The sequence below is a fragment of the Serratia nematodiphila DZ0503SBS1 genome (genome assembly GCF_000738675.1).
Taxonomy (GTDB): Bacteria; Pseudomonadota; Gammaproteobacteria; order Enterobacterales; family Enterobacteriaceae; genus Serratia; species Serratia nematodiphila.
Window position 1 is genome coordinate 47,270 of record NZ_JPUX01000001.1, and the last position, 22,292, is coordinate 69,561.

Here is a 22,292-nt window from a genome sequence, read left to right on the forward strand (position 1 = left end):
GCCGCTCAACCGGCATCAGCGTTTGCTGATTTCGTCGAACACGCCACCGGTGGCGAAGTGCACCTTCTGCGCTTCGGTCCAGCCGCCGAAGGTGTCATCCACGGTGAACAGCTTCAGCTGCGGGAACTGCCCGGCAAACTTGGCCGCCACCGCCGCATCGCGCGGGCGATAATAGTGCTGCGCCGCGATGGTCTGCCCTTCCGGCGAATACAGATATTTCAGGTAGGCGGTCGCCACCTCGCGGGTGCCGCGTTTATCGACCACCTTATCCACCACCGACACCGTCGGTTCGGCCAGAATCGATTCGCTCGGGGTGATGATCTCGAACTTGTCTTTGCCCAGCTCTTTCTCCGCCAGCAGCGCTTCGTTTTCCCAGGCGATCAGCACGTCGCCGATGCCGCGCTCAACGAAGGTGTTGGTCGAGCCGCGCGCGCCGGAATCCAGTACCTCTACGTTCTTGTACAGGTTTTTGACGAAGTCCTGCGCCTTGGCCTTATCGTTGTTGTTGTGGTGCAACGCGTAGCCCCAGGCGGCCAGGTAGTTCCAGCGGGCGCCGCCGGAGGTTTTCGGATTCGGGGTGATCACCGACACGCCCGGCTTGATCAAGTCAGGCCAGTCATGAATTTGTTTCGGATTGCCTTTGCGCACCAGGAAGACGATGGTCGAGGTGTAAGGCGCCGAGTTGTCCGGCAGGCGTTTGATCCAGTCTTTCTCAATGCGCCCGCGTTCGGCGATGGCGTCGACGTCATAGGCCAACGCCAGCGTCACCACGTCGGCCTCGATGCCGTTGATCACCGAAGTCGCCTGTTTGCCGGAGCCGCCGTGCGACTGACGCACCGTCACCTTGTCGCCGGTTTCCGCCTGGTAGTGCTTGCTGAATGCCGTGTTGTAAGCCTGATAGAACTCACGCGTCGGATCGTATGACACGTTCAGCAACTGAATATCCTTCGCCATGGCGCCGGACGCCAACAGCACCAATGTCAGACCTACACCCCATTTACGCATCGACAGGCTCTCCCAGAAAATTAACGCAACCTCAATCGGTTGATTTAGCATCAGAGCCTGCCAGAAACTTTCCCGGCAATTAAAGAATAAAAAATTTTGGGCTAGATGATTCTGGAATATGTCACCGGCGAGCATAAAAAAGCCCCCGCAAGCGGAGGCTTTCGGCGAGCGGCGAATCAGTACAGCTTTTTCGCCGTTTCCAGCCAGTCGCCCTTGAACGGACGCTTCATGTTTTCGATCGCGTCGATGATGTCGTGATGCACCATCTTTTCGTTCTGGATACCGACGCAGCGGCCGCCGTAACCCTGCAGCAGCAGTTCGATGGCGTAGGCGCCCATGCGTGAGGCCAGGATGCGGTCATAGGCGACCGGTGAACCGCCGCGTTGAATGTGGCCCAGCACGGTGGCGCGGGTTTCACGCTTGGTTTCCTGCTCGATGTGGCGCGCCAGCTCATCGATATCGCAGATGTGCTCGGTGATCGCCACGATGGCGTGCTTTTTGCCCTTGGCGATACCGGCCTTGATTTCGCACACCAGATCTTCGCGATTGAATTCGATTTCAGGCAGCACGATGAATTCGCAGCCGCCGGCAATCGCCGCCGCCAGCGTCAGATCGCCGCAGTAACGGCCCATCACTTCCACGATAGAGATGCGCTGGTGCGACGAGGAGGTATCGCGCAGGCGGTCGATCGCTTCCACCACGGTTTCCAGCGCGGTGAAGTAACCGATGGTGTAGTCGGTACCGGCGACATCGTTATCGATGGTGCCTGGCAGGCCGATGCACGGGAAGCCTTCTTCCGTCAGGCGTTTGGCGCCCATGTAGGAACCGTCGCCGCCGATCACCACCAGCGCGTCGATGCCGCGATTCTTCAGGTTTTCAATCGCCTTGGCGCGCACGTTTTCATCCCTGAATTCCGGGAAGCGGGCAGAACCGAGGAAGGTGCCGCCGCGATTGATCATGTCGGACACGCTATAGCGGTCCAGCTGCTCCATGCGATCTTCGTACAAGCCAAGGTAGCCATCGTAAATACCAAAAACTTCCAGACCTTCTGAAAGCGCAGAACGCACAACGCCGCGGATTGCAGCGTTCATACCCGGCGAATCACCGCCGCTCGTCAGTACACCGATTTTCTTGATCATGACTACCTCTGAACTGTGTAGATGCAATTTCTTAAGAATTCTGTCTCCGCCGATCGTCTTGAAACCTCTCCGGCTGCAGAAAACCAGCTTTACGGCTTATTGCTGGATATTATATCAAAAACACCCAGCTGAATTGATTCAAGTCACGCAATATAACGGTTAAAACACCGCATGGCACGCTGAGCTAACTCAGATATTCATGATAATACGTTGCGCTATGCCTCTATATGATTATAGCTCCCAATGCCCCTGCCTACCCGGCGGCACCACGGAGCACGGATCCAGGTGAATGATGACGTCCGCCCCCGCAAAACGTTGCCGCAGGGCTTGTTCCACCTGATCGGCCAACCGGTGCGCCTCGCGCAGCGGCAGCGTGTCCTCCATCTCCAGATGCAGCTGGATGAAACGCGTCGGCCCCGACTGACGCGTGCGCAGATCGTGTGCGCCTTTCACGCCGGGCCAGGAGGAAACCACGGCGATAATCGCCTGGCGCTCATCATCCGGCAACGCCCGATCCAACAGCGACTGCACCGCTTCATAGCCCATGCGCAGCGCGCTATAGAGGATGTAAACGCCGATGCCCAGCGCGAACAACGCATCCGCCCGTTGGAAGCCGTACCAGCTTAGCCCAAGAGCGATAAGAATAGCACCATTCATCATGACATCTGACTGATAATGCAGCATATCTGCGCGTACGGCCTGACTGCGCGTTTTTCTGACCACCCAGCGTTGATAGGTGACCAGAATCAGCGTGCTGACCAACGCTATCACCGTCACCACGACCCCGACACCGGGATCGCGCAGCGTTTGCGGTGCGTACAGGTGCTGGAAGCCGGTGAGGAACAAAAACAGGGCGGAGCCGGAAATAAACATGCTTTGCGCCAGCGCCGCCAGCGATTCCGCTTTGCCGTGGCCGAAAGTGTGCTCGGCATCGGCCGGCTGCAGCGAATAGCGCACCACCAGAAGGTTGGTCAGCGAGGCGGCGATATCGACCAACGAATCCACCAGCGCCGCCAACAGGCTGACCGAACCGGTGTGGTACCAGGCGACGATTTTGATCAACAGCAGCGACGACGCCAGCGCGGTTGCTGCCAACGCGGCGGACTTTACCAGGCGTGCATAGCGCTGTTCCATAAGGGGCCCCGGCTAAAAGGTGTGGCGCTCAATATAGCGAAATGTCGGATAAAAAAAACCCCGCCATCATGGCGGGGAAGACAGGGATGGTGTCTATGGCAAGGAAAAACAGGGGACTACTCAGTCGTACTTCACTTCTGGGCAGAAGCTTGCTGCAAACCAGAAATTTGCTGCTCCATCTGCTGCATGCGCTGCTGATGTTTCTGGTCTAAAACACTTTTTTGCTCTGGCGTCAGCAGGTTATACATTTGGTTGCGCACCCGGGCCATTTCCACCTGGCGCTTGACCTGCTGTTGGGCCATCTTTTCCGCCTGGGCGTACACGGCGGCTTCATCAAATTTCTCTGCGGTCACCAGTTTATGCATGGCTTCCATTTCAGCTACATTGACACCAGGCAGATCGTGCCGGGCCTGGCGCATCAAATCGCGCATTTGCTGGCGCTGCTGTTCGCTGAGGCTGACACCGTCGAACATATGGTGCTGGCCGGGTATTCGGGTCATCGCGTCGTTGCCGGGAGGTTGGGCTGTGTCCGGTATAGTGTCGGCAGCGAAGGCAGCGGTCGAACCAATTGCCAGCAGTGATGCCATAACTAATGCGGTCACCTTACGCATTTCAACTCCTCAAGCTTTCTCACTTTGCGAATCAACGAGGAGCAGTGTACCGCCACACCTGAAAACCTGCGTCAGTGCATGTAAAACTACGTAAAGTCATGGAATGGCAACAGTTGATGACGTATTTTGCGTCTGGAGGTAAATCATAATGAACAAGATTCTGTTAGTTGACGACGACCGCGAGTTGACCTCGCTGTTAAAAGAACTGCTTGAAATGGAAGGTTTTAATATCGTCGTCGCGCACGATGGCGAGCAGGCGTTGTCGCTGCTGGACAGCTCCGTCGATCTGCTGCTGCTCGACATCATGATGCCGAAGAAAAACGGCATCGATACGCTGAAAGAACTGCGCCAACATCACCAGACGCCGGTCATCATGCTGACCGCGCGCGGCAGCGAGCTGGACCGCGTGCTGGGCCTGGAGCTGGGCGCCGATGATTACCTGCCGAAACCCTTCAACGATCGCGAGCTGGTCGCGCGCATTCGCGCCATTCTGCGCCGTTCCAACTGGAGCGAACAGCAGCAACAGGTCGACAGCGGCGCCCCGACGCTGGATGTCGATGGCCTGCAGCTGAACCCCGGCCGCCAGGAGGCCAGCTTCGACGGCCAGGTGCTGGATCTGACCGGCACCGAGTTCACCCTGCTGTATCTGCTGGCGCAGCATCTCGGCCAGGTGGTGTCGCGCGAACTGCTGAGCCAGGAAGTGCTGGGCAAACGCCTGACTCCGTTCGATCGCGCCATCGACATGCACATCTCCAACCTGCGGCGTAAGCTGCCGGATCGCAAAGACGGGCATCCGTGGTTCAAAACCCTGCGCGGGCGTGGTTATTTGATGGTATCTGCAACATGATCAACAGTTTGACGGCACGCATCTTCGCCATTTTCTGGTTCACGTTAGCCCTGGTGCTAATGCTGGTGCTGATGGTGCCCAAGCTCGACTCCCGCCAAATGACCTCGCTGCTCGACAGCGAGCAGCGGCAGGGGTTGATGCTGGAACAGCACGTCGAGGCCGAGCTGCAAAACGATCCGGCCAACGATCTGATGTGGTGGCGCCGCCTGTTCCGCGCCATCGACAAATGGGCGCCGCCGGGCCAACGCCTGCTGCTGGTCACCAGCGAAGGCCGGGTGATCGGCGCGCAGCGCAACGAAATGCAGATCGTCCGCAACTTCATCGGCCAATCCGATAACTCGGATCATCCGAAGAAGAAAAAATACGGCCGCGTCGAGCTGGTCGGGCCGTTCGCGGTGCGCGACGGCGAAGACAACTATCAGCTGTACCTGATCCGTCCCGCCAACAGCCCGCAATCCGACTTCATCAACCTGATGTTCGACCGGCCGCTGCTGCTGCTGATCGTCACCATGCTGATCAGCGCCCCGCTGCTGCTGTGGCTGGCCTGGAGCCTGGCGAAGCCGGCGCGCAAGCTGAAGAACGCCGCCGATGACGTGGCGCGCGGCAACCTGAAGCAGCATCCGGAGCTGGAGGCCGGTCCGCAGGAATTCCTGGCCACCGGCGCCAGCTTCAACCAAATGGTCAGCGCGCTGGAGCGCATGATGAACGCGCAGCAGCGGCTGATCTCGGACATCTCGCACGAGCTGCGCACGCCGCTGACTCGCCTGCAGCTGGCCACCGCGCTGATGCGCCGCCGCCACGGCGAAGGCCACGAACTGGCGCGCATCGAAACCGAAGCGCAGCGGCTGGATTCGATGATCAACGATCTGCTGGCGCTGTCGCGCGGGCAGCAGAAGAGCGAGCTGGCGCGCGAGCAGTTGAAGGCCAACGAGCTGTGGGCCGACGTGCTGGACAACGCCCGTTTCGAAGCCGAACAGATGGGCAAGCAGCTGGAGATCGCTGCGCCGCCCGGCCCGTGGACGCTGTTCGGCAACGCGAGCGCGCTGGACAGCGCATTGGAAAACATCGTGCGCAACGCCCTGCGTTATTCGCACACCCGCATCGCCGTGGCGTTCAGCGCCGACAATCAGGGCGTGACCATCCAGGTTGACGACGACGGCCCCGGCGTCAGCGCCGAAGATCGCGAGCAGATTTTCCGCCCGTTCTACCGCACCGATGAGGCGCGCGACCGTGAGTCCGGCGGCACCGGCCTTGGCCTGGCGATCGTCGAGGCGGCGGTCAATCAGCATCGCGGCTGGGTGAAGGCCGAAGACAGCCCGCTTGGCGGTCTGCGGCTGGTGCTGTGGCTGCCGCTGCATCATCAACGCCTATCGTCTAAGACAGAACAGTAAGAGTTTGCTATCCTGCGCCCCTCGTTCACGAGGGGCCTGCAACATGCTGAACATCGTTTTATTTGAACCCGAAATTCCACCCAATACCGGCAATATCATCCGCCTGTGCGCCAATACCGGCTTTAATCTGCATCTGATCGAACCGCTGGGTTTTCCGTGGGACGACAAGCGTCTGCGCCGCGCCGGACTGGATTACCATGAGTTCACCCGCGTCCACCGTCATGCCGACTACGCCGCTTTTCTCGCCGCCGAGGAGCCGCAACGGCTGTTTGCTCTCACGACCAAAGGCACGCCGGCGCACAGCGCCGTCAGCTATCAGGCCGGCGACTACCTGCTGTTCGGCCCGGAAACGCGCGGGTTGCCCGCCGACATCCTCGATGCGCTGCCCGCGCAGCAAAAAATCCGCATCCCGATGCAGGCGCAAAGCCGCAGCATGAACCTGTCGAATGCCGTCGCGGTGGTGGTTTATGAAGCCTGGCGGCAGCTGGACTATGCCGGCGCGCTGATCAAGGCGTAATCCGCAACGACGCGCCATACTGAAGGAGGCATCGTTGCGATGCTCTCTCCAGGAACGGCACATGGCTTTCGTCGAGGATATTGTCACCCAGCTTCGCCGGCTCGAGTCGGCGCTGAACGAAGCGCTACAGCGGCTGCAACAGGCGCCGGACAGCGAAGCGCTGCACGATTTGCGCGTCACTCTGCGCCGTATCCGCAGCCTGCTGCGCCCGTTGCGCGGTTGCCCCGGCGCAACGCGGCTCGATCGGGCCGCCGCCCAGTTGGGCAGGCTCACGACGCCGCTGCGCGATCTCGAGGTGCTGATCGCCGAACTGGCGCACCATCACCTGGATTGGCAGGCCAACGTGCGCCAGAGCGATTTTCAGGCCCGCTGCCGCCAACTGCTCGCCAACCCGCAGCTCATCAGCTTCCCTTCGCTATTGCACGCCTGGCCGCACCGCTTTCGCCGCACCGCGCAACGCGCCGCCAAACACCGTGTGAACCGACGCCTGCAGCGCCAACAGCGGCAATTGCGCAGGGCATTGGCTGATATCGGCTACGATCGCCACCGTCTGCGGCTGCTGGTTAAACGCCTGCGTTACGCGGCCGAAGCCTATCCGCAGAGCCTTCCCCTCTCTCCCGCCGCGATGGCGAGCCTGAAAGCGGCGCAAAACGCCCTCGGTGATTGGCACGACCGGGAGGTTTGGTGCCTGCAAGCCGAGCATCAGGCGGATCTCTGGCTCTTGTTGCCCCGGTGGCAAGCTGAGCAACGCCAGGCGCTGGTCAGAGCGGACGCCTTGCTCGCCGCCTTATCACCGGCACTGGCGGCGAAAACCGGCGGCGCATCACGATCCTGAAAAAAGGCCGCAGCAGGGCACGCCCGGCCCCGAAAAAGCCCGATGAGGCGCAGATAATGCGCTATGTTTTGTAAGGGTAATCACCACTCATCATAGGAAACCATATGAAGAAACAACGTTTGAGCGTTGCCATGGCGGTTCTGGCGGCGGGCCTGTTGCTGGCGGGCTGCTCGTCCAAAGTCACCCAAACGAATCAATATTCGGGGTTCCTGCCGGACTACAGCAAGCTGCAGGAAACCAGCTCGCCAAGCGGCCATAAAACGCTGCGTTGGATCGATCCCAACTTTAAAGAGTCGAATTATCGCGGCGTGTATGTCGCTCCCGTGGTTTATTACCCGGCGGCTAAACCCACCGCCCGCGTCAGCCAACAAACGCTGGACAAAATTAGAAACTATACCGACCAAAGCGTGAGAAAAGCGGTGGCCGAGCGCACTACCGTTTTGAATAACCCGACAGGTTCCCGCGTGCTGTTGGCCAAAGTCGCGATTACCGCCGTGTCTGCCGAAGATGAGGATATGAAATTCTATGAAGTGGTGCCGGTAGCGGCCGTGGTGGCCAGCACCATGGCCGCCACTGGCCACCGGACGCAAAACACCACGCTGTTCCTGGAAGCGCAGTTGATCGATCAGGATAGCGGTAAAACGGTGCTGGAAGTGGTGCGCAAGAGTTACGGCAAAACCGTCAACAACGACAGCGCGCCAGTCACGGAACAAGAAGTCAAAGCGGCGATCGATGACATGGTCAACGACATCGTCACGTTCCCGAAACAGGGCTGACCACCGCCTGAAAAACACAGGGGGAGCCGAAGCTCCCCCTGAATGAACCCGCAACCACGGCTTAGATGCCGTCGCCATACTCGAAGCCGTGGTTGGTGCCGTTGAAGTATTGGTCCATATCCATCGACGGCGTATCGCTCTCCGGCCGCCCGACGATGCGCGCCGGCACGCCGGCGGCGGTGGTGTGCGGCGGTATCGCCTGCAAGACCACCGAGCCCGCGCCGATCTTCGCGCCCTTGCCCACTTCGATATTGCCGAGAATTTTGGCGCCTGCGCCAATCATCACCCCTTCACGGATTTTCGGGTGACGGTCGCCGCTGGTTTTACCGGTACCGCCCAGGGTGACCGACTGCAGGATAGAGACGTTGTTCTCCACCACCGCCGTTTCACCGATCACGATGCCGGTGGCGTGATCGAGCATGATGCCGCAACCGATGGTCGCCGCCGGATGGATGTCCACGCCAAAGGCGACGGAAATTTGATTTTGCAGGTAGATAGCCAGCGCCTGCCGCCCTTGCTGCCACAGCCAGTGACCGATGCGGTAAGCCTGCAGCGCATGGAACCCCTTCAGGTAAAGCAGCGGCGTGGAGTATTTATCGACCGCCGGGTCGCGCAGGCGCACCGCGAGGATATCGCGCGCCGCCGAAACGATCATCTGGTTGTCAGACTTGTAGGCCTCTTCCACCACCTCGCGCACCGCGATGGCGGGCATGATCGGCGTGGCCAGCTTGTTGGCCAGCATATAGCTGAGCGCGCTGCCCAGGTTCTCGTGCTTGAGCAACGTCGCATGGAAAAAGCTGGCCAGCATCGGTTCACAATCAGCCAGTGCTCGCGCTTCTGATTTAATGCTGTTCCAGACCTGTTCCAACTCTTCTGACGACATCACATACCCCTCTGCCTTGCCAAACGGGCCGCTTCACACGGTAGCGCGAAGCAGCCCAGGTCATTTGCGGGGTCAGCATTCCGCTGCCCCGACATATCGTTTTATGTCACGCGCTGGGTTTTTCGTCCTTTCGGGCTCGCCCCAGCAGGCTCAGCGCCGCTTCGCGAGCGTCCTTGTGGCAGTAAAGCACCTGATAAATCTGTTCGGTGATCGGCATTTCCACACCGTGCCGCTGCGCCAACGCCAACACCTCTTTGGTATTGCGATAGCCCTCGACCACCTGACCGATACTGTCCTGCGCTTCCTGCACGCCTTTACCCTGCCCCAGCATAATGCCGAAGCGACGGTTGCGCGACTGGTTGTCCGTGCAGGTTAGCACCAGATCCCCCAGCCCCGCCATGCCCATGAACGTCGAAGGATCGGCGCCCAGCGCAGAACCCAGACGGCTCATTTCCGCCAGCCCGCGCGTAATCAACGCGGTACGGGCATTGGCGCCGAAACCGATGCCGTCGGACATGCCGGCGCCGATGGCGATCACATTCTTCACTGCGCCGCCAAGCTGCACACCGATGAAGTCGGGATTGCTGTAGACGCGGAAGCTCTTGCCGCAGTGCAGCAGCTGTTGCAGATCGTCGGCGAACTGCGCATCGGTCGCCGCCAGCGCGATCGCCGTCGGCAGGCCGGCGGCCAGCTCTTTGGCGAACGTCGGCCCGGAGAGCACCGCCAGCGGGATCGTCTCGCCCAGCGCCTCACGCGCCACGTCCTGCAGCAACCGGCCGGTTTCCGCTTCCAACCCCTTGGTGGCCCACACGATGCGGGCATCCGGGCGCAGATGCGGCTTCAGCTGGCGCAGCACGTCGCCGAACACGTGGCTCGGCACCACCACCAGCACGTCGCGGCTGGCGGCCAGCGCACGCGCCAAATCGGCTTCGAGCAGCAGGGTATCGGGGAAGGGAACATCGGGCAGAAACGCCTGATTGCAGCGATCGCGCTGCAACGTTTGAATTTGCGCGGGGTTGTGCCCCCACAGCACCACGGTGTGGCCGTTACGCGCCAGCGTGATGGCCAATGCGGTGCCGTACGAGCCGGCACCGATAACAGTCATTGAAGCATTGACGGTGTTCATCAGGCATCCTGATGTGGTGCGGCACCTTCGCCTTCCGCCTGCTGCTGCAGATAGTTCATGAACAGCGCGTCAAAGTTGACCGGTGCCAGATTCAGCTGCGGGAAGGTGCCGCGGGAAACCAGGCTGGTGATGCACTCGCGCGCATACGGGAACAAAATGTTCGGGCAGTATGCGCCCAGGCAATGCGCCAGCTGCGTGCCTTCGATGCCTGCTACCGAGAAGATGCCCGCTTGCTGCACTTCGCACAGGAACGCCGTCTCTTCGCCCAGGGTCGCCGTCACGGTTACGCGCAGTACCACTTCATACACTTCGTCAGCCAGCTGGCTGGACGCGGTATCCAGATCAAGTTTAACTTCCGGCTGCCATTCCTGCTGGAAAACCTGCGGCGCGTTCGGCGCTTCGAAGGAGATATCCTTGGTATAGATACGTTGGATCTGGAAAGCCATTTCGGTGCTGTTTTGTTCTGACATGTGAGTAATACCCTTGGTTAAACGTCCTTATTGACACTCGGTGAACCGGCAAGCTGCTTAAAGCAGCGGATCCAGGCCGCCGCGAGCATCGAGTTCATATAAATCATCGCAGCCGCCGATATGCCGGCCGTCGATGAAAATCTGCGGCACGGTGGTGCGCCCGCTGCGCTCGATCATCACTTCGCGCTTGGCGCTATCGCCGTCGATGGCGATCTCGTTAAACGCCGCGCCCTTGCTGTTCAGCAGCGCCTTGGCGCGATGGCAGAACGGACAGGTCGCTTTGGTGTAGATATCAATGTTAGCCATGGATTGCCACCTCAAATAGGTTAAACGGTTACTTACCGCGCACCAGCGGCAGGTTTTCTCCGCTCCAGCCGGCAATGCCGTCTTTCAGCATAGTCACCTTTTCAAAACCGGCCTTGCTCAGGTTCTCCGCCGGCTCGCGGGAGGCAGTGCCGTTGGCGCACACGACGATGATCGGCTGCGCTTTGTGTTTTTCCAGCTCGCCCAGGCTGCCGTTTTTGATTTCGCTGGCGGTCAGGTTGATGGCGTTGGCCAGGTGACCACGGCGGAAATCGTCGCGGCTGCGGGTGTCGACCACCACGGCTTCTTCTTTGTTGATCAGGCGAATGGCTTCACCACGGGCGATCTCTTTGACCTTGGAGAAACGGCTTTTGAAGGTCATGACGATCACGGCGACCAGCAGAGCGATCCAAGCCAGGCTCAGAATAGGGTGTCTGCTTACGAATGGCATAATTTCTTGCAGCATGGGGTGTAACAACTCCCGTCAGTTAAGGGATAAATAAGTCAAGGTTCCAGAGTATACCTGCCGAGTGCGGCAAATACAGCCAATAAGCAAGCGCGATTGTAGAAACTGCGGGCTGCGCTGAGAAATTCCCGACGTCAGAGCATAAAAGCCCGCGCGATTCGCCGCAACCTTGATCTCTTTGGGCTATTTATCGCCGGCGGCGGTGTAAAATCAGCCGGTTTTTCGAGGGCGAATAGCCATGCTTGCGGCGGGCGCATGGCTATTCGCAGCTTAAAAAGTTCATAAGAGGTCAATGCAATGTCGAACAACAAAAAACCGATGGTCCTGGTGATCCTGGACGGTTACGGCCACCGTGAAGAGCGGCAGGACAACGCGATCCTGAACGCCGGCACCCCGGTGATGGATCGTCTGTGGCGGGAGCAGCCGCATACGCTGATCGCCGCCTCCGGGCTGGATGTCGGCCTGCCCGATGGGCAAATGGGCAACTCCGAAGTCGGCCACGTCAATCTGGGCGCCGGGCGCATTGTGTACCAGGATCTGACCCGGCTGGACAAAGCGATCGCCGACGGCGACTTCTTCACCAACCCGGTGCTGACCGCCGCCGTCGATAAGGCCGTAGCGGCCGGCAAGGCGGTGCATATCATGGGTCTGCTGTCGCCGGGCGGCGTGCACAGCCATGACGAGCACATCCTGGCCATGATCAAGCTGGCCGCCCAACGCGGCGCCAAAGCCATTTATCTGCATGCCTTCCTTGATGGGCGCGACACGCCGCCGCGCAGCGCCGAAGCCCCGCTGCAACGCTGCCGCGACGCCTTCGCCGCATTGGGCGTCGGGCGCATCGCCTCGCTGATCGGCCGCTACTACGCGATGGACCGCGACAACCGCTGGGATCGCGTGCAGCTGGCCTATGACCTGCTGACCGCAGCCAAAGGCGATTCCGTGGCCGAGGATGCGATCGCCGGCCTGCAGGCTGCTTATCAGCGCGGTGAAAACGACGAGTTCGTCAGACCGACCGTGATCCGCGCCGCCGGTGAGGCCGATGCCGCAATGCAGGACGGCGACGCGTTGATCTTCATGAACTTCCGCGCCGACCGCGCGCGCCAGATCACCCGCGCTTTCGTGAACGCCGACTTCGACGGTTTCCCGCGTGCCAAGCAGGTGCAGTTCGGCGATTTCGTGATGCTGACCGAATACGCCGCCGACATCGCGACAGCCTGCGCCTATCCGCCGGCGCCGCTGGCCAACACCTTCGGCGAATGGCTGATGAAGCACGACAAAACCCAGCTGCGCATCTCGGAAACCGAAAAATACGCCCACGTCACCTTCTTCTATAACGGCGGCGTGGAAGCGCCGTTCAAGGGAGAAGACCGCGTGCTGGTCAACTCGCCGCAGGTCGCCACCTATGATCTGCAGCCGGAGATGAGCGCCGCCGAACTGACCGACAAGCTGCTGAGCGCCATCCGCAGCGGCAAATACGACGCCATCATCTGCAACTACCCGAACGGCGACATGGTGGGGCATACCGGCGTGTATGAAGCAGCGGTCAAAGCGGTGGAAACGCTGGACGCCTGCATCGCTCAGGTGGTTGACGCGGTGCGCGACGTCGACGGCCAACTGCTGATCACCGCCGATCACGGCAACGCCGAGCAGATGCGCGATCCGGCCACCGGCCAGGCGCACACCGCCCACACCAGCCTGCCGGTGCCGCTGATTTACGTCGGCAAACCGGCGCGCGCGGTCGAAGGCGGCAAGCTTTCGGACATCGCGCCAACCCTGTTAACGCTGATGGGAATGGAAATCCCGCAAGAGATGACTGGTAAGCCGCTGTTCATCGTGGAATAATCCTTCTCCATGAGGGAGAAGGCGTTTTTTGCACTATCAAGGGTAACCCGAAGCGCAAACGCAGGCAGCCGGCCGCTGCCTGAACGCACCGCGCCAAGGACGTTCACCGCCATGTGCGCCAGCGTATTTTGCGCTGGCGTCTTGCTGTTGCCGCTCGCCGGCCAGGCGGCGGAAGACAATAAATCCCAGCTGAAAGACATTCAGCAGAGCATCGCCGAGAAAGAAAAGGCGGTGAAGCAGCAGCAACAGCAGCGCAGCTCGCTGCAGGATCAGCTGCGTCAACAGGAAAAAACCATCGCCCAGGCCAGCCGCCAGTTGCGCGACACCCAGGGCACGCTCACCCAGTTGGGCAAGGACATTTCCGGCCTGAACGCCTCGATAGCCAAACTGCAAAAACAGCAATCGACCCAGCAAAACCTCCTCGCCAAACAGCTCGACGCCGCCTTCCGGCAAGGGCAGCACAGCGCCGTGCAGCTGATCCTCAGCGGTGAAGAAAGCCAGCGCAGCGAACGTATTCTGGCCTATTTCGGTTATCTGAACGAAGCGCGCCAGAAAACCATCGAAGAGCTGAAACAGACCCGCGCCGAGCTGGCGAAGCAAAAAACCACGCTGGTGGCCAAACAGGGCCAGCAAAAATCCTTACTGAGCGAACAACAGACGCAGCAGCAGAAGCTGGAGCAGGCGCGCGGCGCCCGCAAGAAAACGCTGACCGCGCTGGAAGCCTCGCTGGAAAAAGACCAACAACGCCTGGTGGAACTGCGCCAAAACGAAGCCCGCATGCGCGACAAGATCGCTCGGGCGGAGCGCGAAGCCCGTGCGCGCGCCGAACGCGAAGCGCGTGAAGCGGCCAAAGTGCGCGAACAGGTGCGCATCAAGGAACAGCAGGCGAAGAAAACCGGCACCACCTACAAACCTAGCGAAGCCGATCGCTCGCTGATGGCGCGAACCGGCGGCCTCGGTCGTCCGGCCGGCCAGCTGATGTGGCCGGTGCGCGGCCGCACGCTGCACGGCTTTGGCGAGCAGCAGCAGGGCGAGCTACGCTGGAAAGGCATGGTGATCGAAGCCCGCGAAGGCAGCGAAGTGAAAGCCGTCGCCGATGGCCGCGTGCTGCTGGCCGACTGGCTGCAAGGCTATGGCCTGATGGTGGTGGTCGAACACGGTAAAGGCGACATGAGCGTGTACGGCTACAACCAAAGCGCGTTGGTCAACGTCGGGGCGCAGGTGCGCGCCGGCCAGCCGATCGCTCTGGTCGGCACCAGCGGCGGCCAGGGAACGCCGTCGCTCTATTTCGAAATCCGTCGTCAGGGACAGGCGGTTAACCCACTGCCGTGGTTGGGAAGATAGATTTGCGTTATGTCAAAACCCGTACAGCTTTGTTAATCGGCTGTCTGCTGCAGGTTTACGCTGCGCAGGCAGGAAAACTCTCCATCGTCATCGATGACGTGGGTTACCGCCCTCACGAAGAAAACGCGGTGCTGCAAATGCCGACGGCGATCTCGGTCGCAGTGTTGCCCAACGCGCCGCATGCCCGCCTGATGGCCACCCGCGCCCACAGCCAGGGCCGCGAAGTCTTGATCCACATGCCGATGGCGCCGCTCAGCAAACAGCCGCTGGAACGCGATACCCTGCAGCCTTCCATGAGCAGCGACGAGATCCAGCGCATCATCCGCAACGCGGTGAACAACGTGCCCTACGCGGTCGGCATGAACAACCACATGGGCAGCGCCATGACCTCCAGCCTGCCGGGCATGCAGAAAGTGATGCAGGCGCTCGAAAGCTACCGCCTGTACTTCCTCGACAGCATGACCATCGGCAGCAGCCAGGCGACCCGCGCTGCGGCCGGCACCGGCGTGAAAGTGATCAAACGCAGGGTGTTCCTCGACGATACCGCGAACGAAGCCGACATCCGCCGCCAGTTCAACCGCGCGGTCGAATTGGCGCGGCGCAACGGATCCGCCATCGCCATCGGCCACCCGCGCCCGGCGACGGTGAAGGTGCTGCAGCAGATGCTGCCGTCGCTGCCCGCCGATATCGTGCTGGTCAAACCGAGCGCGCTGCTGAACGAACCGCAGGGCAATGGTGGTGGCAGCTACGTCCCGCCGCCGGTCAAACCGCAAAAACCGCAGCCGAAGAACCCGTTCAGCGGCGGCATCAAGCAGTGCAAGGTCAAACCGCCGAAGGAAAAAGCCAACGCCGGCACCGCGCTGGGCGTTATCGCCGACAGCATTGCCACCTCGCCGCCGGTGACCTTCATCAAGCGTCATTGGCAGCACTGGACGCAAACCAAACCGCAAACATAAAAAAAGGGCCGGAATTCCGGCCCTTTTCACGCCTGCCGAGATCAATCCCAGCTCAGCACCACTTTGCCCGACTTGCCGGAGCGCATGGCGTCGAAGCCCTGCTGGAACTCGTCGATCGAGAAACGGTGGGTGATGATCGGGGTCAAATCCAGGCCGGACTGGATCAGCGCCGCCATCTTGTACCAGGTCTCGAACATTTCACGGCCGTAAATCCCTTTGATAAACAGCCCTTTGAAGATGACCTGATTCCAGTCGATCGACATATCCGAAGGCGGAATGCCCAGCATGGCGATGCGCCCGCCGTGGTTCATCGCATTGAGCAGCGTGCGGAACGCCGGCGGCGCGCCGGACATTTCCAGGCCGACGTCGAACCCTTCGGTCATGCCCAGTTCGGCCATCACGTCGCTGAGGTTTTCCTTGCTGACGTTCACCGCACGGGTCACGCCCATCTTGCGCGCCAGTTCCAGGCGGTATTCGTTAACGTCGGTGATCACCACATGGCGGGCGCCGACGTGTTTGCACACCGCCGCCGCCATGATGCCGATCGGACCGGCGCCGGACACCAGCACGTCTTCCCCAACCAGATCGAACGACAGCGCGGTATGCACTGCGTTACCGAACGGATCAAAGATCGAAGCCAGTTCGTCGGAGATGTTATCCGGGATCTTGAAGGCGTTGAACGCCGGGATCACCAGGTATTCCGCGAAGCTGCCCGGGCGGTTCACGCCCACGCCGACGGTGTTGCGGCACAGGTGCGTGCGGCCGCCGCGGCAGTTGCGGCAGTGGCCGCAGGTGATATGGCCTTCGCCGGACACGCGATCGCCGATGTTGAAACCTTTGACTTCCTGACCGATCGCCACCACTTCGCCCACGTATTCATGGCCGACCACCATCGGAACCGGAATGGTCTTTTGCGACCACTCGTCCCAGTTGTAGATATGCACATCGGTGCCGCAGATCGCGGTTTTGCGGATTTTGATCATGATGTCGTTGTGGCCCAGCTCCGGCTGAGGCACGTCGGTCATCCAAATCCCTTCTTCCGCTTTCAGTTTTGACAGTGCTTTCATGGTTTTACCTTATGCAATAACGCCAAGATCCTTACCGATACGTGTAAACGCCGCCACTGCGCGTTCGATTTGCTCCGGGGTGTGGTCGGCGGACATCTGGGTGCGGATGCGCGCCTGGCCTTTCGGCACCACCGGATAGAAGAAACCGGTCACATAGATGCCTTCCTTGAGCAACGCATTGGCGAATTCCTGCGCCAACTTCGCCTCACCCAGCATCACCGGGATGATGGCGTGATCGGCGCCGGCCAACGTGAAGCCGGCGGCGGTCATTTTTTCGCGGAACAGACGCGCATTGGCCCACAGGCGATCGCGCAGGGCATCGCCCTCTTCCAGCAGTTCCAGCACTTTGATCGACGCGGCGACGATCGCCGGCGCCAGCGAGTTGGAGAACAGGTACGGGCGCGAACGCTGGCGCAGCCACTCCACCACTTCTTTCTTGGCGGCGGTGTAGCCGCCGGACGCGCCGCCCAGCGCTTTGCCTAACGTACCGGTGATGATATCGACGCGGCCCATCACTTCGCAGTATTCATGGGTGCCGCGCCCGTTGGCGCCGACAAAGCCCACCGCGTGAGAGTCATCCACCATCACCAGCGCCTGGTATTCGTCCGCCAGATCGCAAACCCCTTTCAGGTTGGCGATCACGCCGTCCATAGAGAAGACGCCGTCGGTGGCGATCAGGATGTGACGCGCGCCGTCGGCTTTGGCCTGCTTCAGCTGCGCGGCCAGCTCGGTCATGTCGTTATTGGCATAGCGATAGCGCTTGGCCTTGCACAGGCGCACGCCGTCGATGATCGACGCGTGGTTCAGCGCATCGGAGATAATGGCGTCTTCCGGGCCGAGCAGGGTTTCGAACAGCCCGCCGTTGGCGTCGAAGCAAGAGGAGTACAGGATCGCGTCTTCCATGCCCAAAAAGGCCGCCAGTTTCTGTTCCAGCTGCTTGTGGCTGTCCTGGGTGCCGCAGATGAAGCGCACCGACGCCATGCCGAAACCGTGGCTGTCCATGCCCGACTTGGCGGCGGCGATCAGCGCCGGGTGGTTGGCCAGGCCCAGGTAGTTATTGGCGCAGAAGTTGATCACATGGCTGCCGTCGGCGACGGCGATATCCGCCTGTTGCGCGGAGGTGATGATGCGTTCTTCCTTGAACAGCCCTTCACTGCGCGTGGCGGCAAGCTGTTGTTCCAACTGCTGATAAAAAGACGCTGACATTCGGTTATCTCCAGGATTGGGCTATTTGCGGCATATTTTACTGATTTGTAACCAAACTGACGAGAATGCGCGGGAGAGAATATTAAAATTGCAGCAGATATCACGGCAAACGGCGGACTTCAATGGCAATGCGGGATATTCGGAGCCCTTCCGCTGTTTGCCGCGGCATGAAATGCTATTATAACCGCCATTGAGCGTGGGGCATTGTGCCCCGCCAGGCAGCTTAGCAGGGGTAACCCAATGATTATCGTCACAGGCGGCGCCGGCATGATCGGCAGCAACATCATTAAGGCACTGAACGACAAGGGATATCGCGATATCCTGGTGGTGGATAACCTGAAAGACGGCACCAAGTTCGTCAACCTGGTCGATCTGGACATCGCCGACTATATCGATAAAGAAGACTTTATCGCCAGCATCGTGGCCGGCGACGATCTGGGCGATATCGAAGCGGTGTTCCACGAAGGCGCCTGCTCCGCGACCACCGAGTGGGACGGCAAGTACATGATGGACAATAACTATCAGTACTCCAAAGACCTGCTGCACTACTGCCTGGATCGCGAAATCCCGTTCTTGTATGCCTCCTCCGCCGCCACTTACGGCGGCCGCGAAGAGTTCATCGAAGAGCGTGAGTATGAAGCGCCGCTCAACGTTTACGGCTACTCCAAATTCCTGTTCGATCAGTACGTGCGCGAGATCCTGCCGGAAGCGGACTCGCAGATCTGCGGCTTCCGCTACTTCAACGTTTATGGCCCGCGCGAAGGCCACAAAGGCAGCATGGCCAGCGTCGCCTTCCACCTGAATACCCAGATCAACCGCGGCGAAAACCCGAAACTGTTCGCCGGCAGCGAAAACTTCAAGCGTGACTTCATCTACGTCGGCGACGTGGCGGCGGTTAACCTGTGGTTCTGGGAAACCGGCAAATCCGGCATCTTCAACTGCGGCACCGGCCGAGCGGAAACCTTCCAGGCGGTAGCCGACGCGGTGGTGGACTTCCATCAGAAAGGCGCTGTGGAATACATCGAGTTCCCGGAGAAGCTGAAAGGCCGCTATCAGGCGTACACCCAGGCCGATCTGACCAAGCTGCGCGCCGCCGGCTACAACGCACCGTTCAAAACGGTCGCCGAAGGCGTGAAAGAGTACATGGCCTGGTTGAACCGCACCGCATAAGCTGAAGGAATTAACGCTGGGTATGAAAATACTGGTTATCGGCCCTTCTTGGGTTGGCGACATGATGATGTCGCAAAGTCTCTATCGCACCCTGAAGGCCGAATACCCGTCGGCGGAGATCGATGTGATGGCGCCGGCCTGGTGCCGCCCGTTGCTGGCGCGCATGCCGGAAGTCAATCAGGCGCTGGCGATGCCGCTGGGCCACGGCGCGCTGGGGCTCGGCGAGCGCCGCCGCCTGGGGCGCGCTCTGCGCGCCAACCGTTACGATCGCGCTTACGTCCTGCCCAACTCGTTCAAATCCGCGCTGGTGCCCTTCTTCGCCGATATCCCGCAACGCATCGGCTGGCGGGGCGAAATGCGCTACGGCCTGCTGAACGACGTCCGCGTGCTCGACAAGACCGCCTTCCCGTTGATGGTGCAACGCTATGTGGCGCTGGCCTATGACAAAGGCCGCGTTCTGCGCGCCGACGATCTGCCGCAGCCGCTGCTGTGGCCGCGGCTGCAGGTGAGCGACGAAGAGATCGCCGACACCACCGCGGCCTTCAACCTGACCGACAGCCGCCCGATCGTCGGCTTCTGCCCAGGCGCGGAGTTCGGCCCCGCCAAGCGCTGGCCGCACTATCACTACGCGGCGCTGGCTCAGCGGCTGATCGAGAGCGGCTATCAAATCGCGCTGTTCGGTTCGGCAAAAGACCATGAGGCCGGCGAACAGATCCGCGCCGCGTTGCAGGACGACGCCCGCGATTTCTGCCTTAATCTGGCCGGGAAAACCCAGCTGGAGCAAGCAGTTATCCTGATCGCAGCCTGCCGGGCGGTGGTCAGCAACGACTCCGGTTTAATGCACGTTGCCGCAGCGTTGAACAAACCGCTGATAGCCTTATACGGCCCAAGCAGCCCCGACTTCACGCCGCCGCTTTCCGACAAGGCGCGGGTCATTCGCCTGATCAGCGGCTACCACAAGGTGCGTAAGGGCGATGCCGAGCAGGGATACCACCAAAGTTTGATCGATATTCAGCCGCAGCAAGTGTTGGATGCGCTGACGCCGTTACTTGTCGCCAGCGAGGAATAGTCATGCAGGTGTTAATTGTAAAAACCTCCTCGATGGGGGACGTGCTGCATACGCTGCCCGCCCTGACCGACGCGCTGCAGGCCATTCCCGATATCCGCTTCGACTGGGTGGTGGAAGAAGGCTTCAGCCAAATCCCCACCTGGCACCCGGCGGTAGATCGCGTGATCCCGGTGGCCATTCGCCGCTGGCGAAAAAACTGGTTCGGCAACGATACTCGGCAACAGCGCTGCGACTTCAAGCGCGCGCTGCAAGAACGCCGTTACGACGTGGTGATCGACGCGCAGGGCCTGATCAAAAGCGCCGCGCTGATCACGCGCATCGCCAAAGGCAACAAACATGGCCCGGACTGCAAGAGCGCGCGCGAGCCGTTCGCCAGCTGGTTCTACAACGTGCGCCATGAGGTAGACAAACAGCAGCACGCGGTGGAACGCACGCGCGAACTGTTCGCCAAAAGCCTCGGCTACGATAAACCGGGCAGCTACGGCGATTACGCCATCGCCGCACGCTTTCTCAGCCGCCCGCCGGCCGATGCCGGGCAGTATTTGGTGTTTCTGCACGCGACGACCCGTGACGATAAGCATTGGCCGGAGCAAAACTGGCGTGAGCTGATCGCGCTGGCGGCAGACAGCGGGCTGAAGATCAAACTGCCGTGGGGCGCAGAGCATGAACATCAGCGCGCGCTGCGCTTGGCGGAAGGTTTTCCACATGTCGAGGTGCTGCCGAAACTCAGCCTGCAGCAGGTGGCCGAGGTGCTGGCCGGCGCCAGGGGTGTGGTCTCGGTCGATACCGGGCTCAGCCATTTGACCGCCGCGCTCGACAAACCGAACATCACGCTGTTCGGGCCGACCGATCCCGGCCTGATCGGCGGTTACGGGCAAAATCAGCACTCGCTGATTTCGCCGGAAAAAAGCATGGCGACAATCGACGCCGATACGGCATGGCAGGCGTTGCAAAAGGTTATAGCATGAAAAAACTGCACATTATCAACCTGGGTAAAATGGGCGGCGTCGAGCGCCTGTTCCTGCAGTACATCAACGATACCACCGACGGCAGCAACCAGGTCCTGTGCATCAGCGGCGACATTGGCGAAGAGATCCGCCGCCAGTTGCCGGCGCATCAGCCCGTCACCTTCGCCAACCGCCTTATCAATGCGCTGCCGTTGCGTTGCCCGCAGTTCCTGCGCAAATTTTTGCTGAAATGGAAAATTGAACGGGCGAACGCTGACGTGGTGATCGTCTGGGACCTGGTGCCGGGGCTGGCGGCCAAACCCAAGCGCGGCAAGCTGGTTTACTACGATCACGGCTGCTCCTGGCGTTACCCCAAGAATAAAAAGACGCTGCGTTTCTTCGCCATGCTGGACGGCGTCATTTCCGCCTCACACGCGTCGAAGCGGGTGATGGCGCTGCGCTTTAATCTGCCTTGCCCAAATCACGTGGTGATCAACCGCATCAAGACGCCGGCGGGGATCGACGCTGCGCCGAAAACGCTGTCGCAGCCGGTCAGGATCGGCACTGCCTCACGCCTGGTCAGCCTGAAAGGCATCAGCGTTTCATTATTGATGATGCAGGAACTGCTGCGGCGCGGGCATGACGTCACGCTGGAAGTGGCCGGCAAAGGGCCGGATCGCGCGGCGTTCGAAGCGCTGGCGGCACGGCTGCAGCTCGGCGATCGCGTCACCTTCAGCGGTTATCAGGATGACGTCGCCGGTTTCTTCAATCGCACGCACATCTACATGAGCACGCCAATCACCGAGCCGTTCGGCTTGTCCTGCATGGAATCGCTCTATTTCGGCGTGCCGGTCATTTTCCCGCGGGTCGACGGCCAGCCGGAAGCGGTCAGGGACGGGGTCTGCGGCCTTGGCCTAACGCCGTCGGTCACCATCGAACAACACCGGCAGCTCACCGATATCGAGGTCGACTTCCCGCATGAGGTCTACGATCCGCAGACCGACAGCCTGGTGGCGCCCAAGCTGCTGTCGCATATCGACTGTGCAGATGCCGTTGAGAAATTGCTGGAGCGAGAAACCTACCAGACTCTGAGCCGAAATGCGCAGCGCTATCCTGCGGATCATTTCAACTATGCTCAGTTCAAAGTTGAGTTCGACGACACGCTGCGCTCCTTCATCGCTTAATTAA

The 22,292-nt window shown here is 60.6% G+C and carries 23 protein-coding genes; 12 read left to right on the plus strand and 11 right to left on the minus strand.

Features of this window, described 5'->3' with window-relative positions; genetic code table 11:
* Positions 1-15 precede the first annotated feature (15 nt).
* The 4 genes from JL05_RS00210 to cpxP form a co-directional block, all read right to left on the minus strand.
* A complete protein-coding gene (locus JL05_RS00210) occupies positions 16-1,005 on the minus strand; it encodes a sulfate ABC transporter substrate-binding protein (protein WP_015379419.1) in 990 nt (329 codons plus the stop codon).
* A 176-nt stretch (positions 1,006-1,181) separates the two neighbouring features.
* Positions 1,182-2,144, minus strand: a complete 963-nt coding sequence (gene pfkA / locus JL05_RS00215; RefSeq protein ID WP_004931116.1) for a 6-phosphofructokinase — start codon at positions 2,142-2,144, stop codon at positions 1,182-1,184.
* Positions 2,145-2,375: 231 nt separating this feature from the next.
* Positions 2,376-3,278 carry a CDF family cation-efflux transporter FieF gene (fieF, locus tag JL05_RS00220; RefSeq protein WP_033631333.1) on the minus strand — a complete coding sequence of 301 codons (903 nt, stop codon included), beginning with the start codon at positions 3,276-3,278 and terminating at the stop codon, positions 2,376-2,378.
* A gap of 131 nt (positions 3,279-3,409) precedes the next feature.
* The gene (gene cpxP / locus JL05_RS00225; protein WP_004931122.1) at positions 3,410-3,889 is read right to left on the minus strand and encodes a cell-envelope stress modulator CpxP; all 480 of its coding nucleotides are present in this window, start codon (positions 3,887-3,889) and stop codon (positions 3,410-3,412) included.
* Positions 3,890-4,037: 148 nt separating this feature from the next.
* Here cpxP and cpxR point away from each other — a divergent pair, with 148 nt between their 5' ends.
* The 5 genes from cpxR to JL05_RS00250 all read left to right on the plus strand — a co-directional run bounded on the left by cpxR (position 4,038) and on the right by JL05_RS00250 (position 8,255).
* Positions 4,038-4,736 (plus strand): envelope stress response regulator transcription factor CpxR, encoded by a 699-nt coding sequence (cpxR, locus tag JL05_RS00230; protein ID WP_004931124.1) that lies wholly within the window; start codon positions 4,038-4,040, stop codon positions 4,734-4,736.
* A complete protein-coding gene (cpxA, locus tag JL05_RS00235; protein ID WP_033631334.1) occupies positions 4,733-6,127 on the plus strand; it encodes an envelope stress sensor histidine kinase CpxA in 1,395 nt (464 codons plus the stop codon). Before cpxR ends, cpxA begins: the two co-directional genes overlap by 4 nt.
* Before the next feature lie 43 nt (positions 6,128-6,170).
* Positions 6,171-6,644 (plus strand): tRNA (uridine(34)/cytosine(34)/5-carboxymethylaminomethyluridine(34)-2'-O)-methyltransferase TrmL, encoded by a 474-nt coding sequence (gene trmL / locus JL05_RS00240; protein ID WP_033631335.1) that lies wholly within the window; start codon positions 6,171-6,173, stop codon positions 6,642-6,644.
* Between the two features lie 61 nt (positions 6,645-6,705).
* Positions 6,706-7,479, plus strand: coding sequence for a CHAD domain-containing protein (locus JL05_RS00245; protein WP_033631336.1), 774 nt, complete (start codon positions 6,706-6,708; stop codon positions 7,477-7,479).
* A gap of 104 nt (positions 7,480-7,583) precedes the next feature.
* Complete coding sequence (locus JL05_RS00250) at positions 7,584-8,255, plus strand: DUF3313 domain-containing protein (protein WP_033631337.1); 672 nt, start codon at positions 7,584-7,586, stop codon at positions 8,253-8,255.
* A 61-nt stretch (positions 8,256-8,316) separates the two neighbouring features.
* Here the strand turns inward: JL05_RS00250 and cysE are convergent, their stop codons facing one another.
* The 5 genes from cysE to JL05_RS00275 all read right to left on the minus strand — a co-directional run bounded on the left by cysE (position 8,317) and on the right by JL05_RS00275 (position 11,503).
* Positions 8,317-9,138, minus strand: coding sequence for a serine O-acetyltransferase (cysE, locus tag JL05_RS00255; RefSeq protein ID WP_004931135.1), 822 nt, complete (start codon positions 9,136-9,138; stop codon positions 8,317-8,319).
* A 106-nt stretch (positions 9,139-9,244) separates the two neighbouring features.
* A complete protein-coding gene (gpsA, locus tag JL05_RS00260; protein ID WP_033631338.1) occupies positions 9,245-10,264 on the minus strand; it encodes an NAD(P)H-dependent glycerol-3-phosphate dehydrogenase in 1,020 nt (339 codons plus the stop codon).
* Complete coding sequence (gene secB / locus JL05_RS00265) at positions 10,264-10,734, minus strand: protein-export chaperone SecB (RefSeq protein WP_004931139.1); 471 nt, start codon at positions 10,732-10,734, stop codon at positions 10,264-10,266. The genes gpsA and secB overlap by 1 nt, the downstream gene beginning before the upstream one ends.
* A gap of 57 nt (positions 10,735-10,791) precedes the next feature.
* Positions 10,792-11,040, minus strand: a complete 249-nt coding sequence (gene grxC / locus JL05_RS00270) for a glutaredoxin 3 (protein ID WP_019452217.1) — start codon at positions 11,038-11,040, stop codon at positions 10,792-10,794.
* Positions 11,041-11,068: 28 nt separating this feature from the next.
* The gene (locus tag JL05_RS00275; RefSeq protein WP_015379424.1) at positions 11,069-11,503 is read right to left on the minus strand and encodes a rhodanese-like domain-containing protein; all 435 of its coding nucleotides are present in this window, start codon (positions 11,501-11,503) and stop codon (positions 11,069-11,071) included.
* Positions 11,504-11,800: 297 nt separating this feature from the next.
* Here JL05_RS00275 and gpmM point away from each other — a divergent pair, with 297 nt between their 5' ends.
* From gpmM to JL05_RS00290, 3 genes are read left to right on the plus strand one after another with little or no spacing between them, the layout of a single operon-like run.
* On the plus strand, positions 11,801-13,345 hold the full coding sequence (gene gpmM, locus JL05_RS00280) for a 2,3-bisphosphoglycerate-independent phosphoglycerate mutase (protein ID WP_021504464.1): 1,545 nt from the start codon (positions 11,801-11,803) through the stop codon (positions 13,343-13,345).
* A 9-nt stretch (positions 13,346-13,354) separates the two neighbouring features.
* On the plus strand, positions 13,355-14,689 hold the full coding sequence (envC, locus tag JL05_RS00285) for a murein hydrolase activator EnvC (RefSeq protein WP_028128084.1): 1,335 nt from the start codon (positions 13,355-13,357) through the stop codon (positions 14,687-14,689).
* A 2-nt stretch (positions 14,690-14,691) separates the two neighbouring features.
* Entirely contained in the window at positions 14,692-15,645 is a 954-nt protein-coding gene (locus tag JL05_RS00290) for a divergent polysaccharide deacetylase family protein (protein WP_033631339.1), read from the plus strand.
* Positions 15,646-15,686: 41 nt separating this feature from the next.
* Here JL05_RS00290 and tdh read toward each other — a convergent pair whose 3' ends face one another.
* Both tdh and kbl read right to left on the minus strand, forming a co-directional pair.
* Positions 15,687-16,712 (minus strand): L-threonine 3-dehydrogenase, encoded by a 1,026-nt coding sequence (gene tdh, locus JL05_RS00295; RefSeq protein WP_004931152.1) that lies wholly within the window; start codon positions 16,710-16,712, stop codon positions 15,687-15,689.
* A gap of 9 nt (positions 16,713-16,721) precedes the next feature.
* Positions 16,722-17,918 (minus strand): glycine C-acetyltransferase, encoded by a 1,197-nt coding sequence (kbl, locus tag JL05_RS00300; RefSeq protein ID WP_004931154.1) that lies wholly within the window; start codon positions 17,916-17,918, stop codon positions 16,722-16,724.
* Positions 17,919-18,158: 240 nt separating this feature from the next.
* Here kbl and rfaD point away from each other — a divergent pair, with 240 nt between their 5' ends.
* From rfaD to JL05_RS00320, 4 genes are read left to right on the plus strand one after another with little or no spacing between them, the layout of a single operon-like run.
* Positions 18,159-19,088, plus strand: a complete 930-nt coding sequence (gene rfaD, locus JL05_RS00305) for an ADP-glyceromanno-heptose 6-epimerase (RefSeq protein WP_033631340.1) — start codon at positions 18,159-18,161, stop codon at positions 19,086-19,088.
* A 22-nt stretch (positions 19,089-19,110) separates the two neighbouring features.
* Complete coding sequence (gene rfaF / locus JL05_RS00310) at positions 19,111-20,157, plus strand: ADP-heptose--LPS heptosyltransferase RfaF (protein WP_033631341.1); 1,047 nt, start codon at positions 19,111-19,113, stop codon at positions 20,155-20,157.
* Positions 20,158-20,159: 2 nt separating this feature from the next.
* Positions 20,160-21,125, plus strand: coding sequence for a lipopolysaccharide heptosyltransferase RfaC (gene rfaC, locus JL05_RS00315; RefSeq protein ID WP_033631342.1), 966 nt, complete (start codon positions 20,160-20,162; stop codon positions 21,123-21,125).
* Complete coding sequence (locus JL05_RS00320) at positions 21,122-22,288, plus strand: glycosyltransferase (RefSeq protein ID WP_033631343.1); 1,167 nt, start codon at positions 21,122-21,124, stop codon at positions 22,286-22,288. The genes rfaC and JL05_RS00320 overlap by 4 nt, the downstream gene beginning before the upstream one ends.
* The last annotated feature ends 4 nt before the right edge of the window (positions 22,289-22,292 follow it).